Annotated in this window: 1 protein-coding gene; it reads left to right on the forward strand. The window is 60.6% G+C overall.

Features of this window, described 5'->3' with window-relative positions; translation table 11 throughout:
- Window positions 1-11: 11 nt before the first annotated feature.
- Window positions 12-485: hypothetical protein (locus OO70_RS50645; RefSeq protein WP_234337162.1), on the forward strand; the 474-nt coding region annotated here is incomplete at its 3' end.

Below are 485 nucleotides of genomic sequence, written 5' to 3' on the forward strand. Positions count from 1 at the left end.
ACAGCAAGCCGATGCCCGGCATCATCGTCTACACGGACGACGACACGGGCGATCTCATCAATCGAGGCAGCGGCTCCGGACCCTACCGGCGATGGGTCGATCTGCGCGTCGAGATCGTGATCGGTAGCTTCGACACGGAGATCATCGACAACGTCCAGAACGTTGTCTTCGACACGCCGATGACCGATGCCGAACTCGAAGCGCAGTTGGACCTCTTCGAGGCGCAGGTGAAGTGGGCGCTGTGGCAACTGCCGGGGCGATCCTACTCGGATGCTCTGCGAGCCTTCGTGGTTCGCATCGAGAGCATCCAATCGCACGCAACGCGCGATGAGGCCAACAACAAGTTCGCGTCGCGCCGTATCCACTTCAAGTGCGAGATACCGGACGACTGCCCGCCAACAGCCTACGGGCTGATGCCGAACGAGAAAATCCCCGAGCTGATCCCGTTCTGTGACGATCTCTCGAAATTCCCGGCACCGTGGATC

Origin of the sequence: Streptomyces xylophagus (assembly GCF_000716435.1) — a bacterium.
Classification (GTDB): domain Bacteria; phylum Actinomycetota; class Actinomycetes; order Streptomycetales; family Streptomycetaceae; genus Streptomyces; species Streptomyces xylophagus.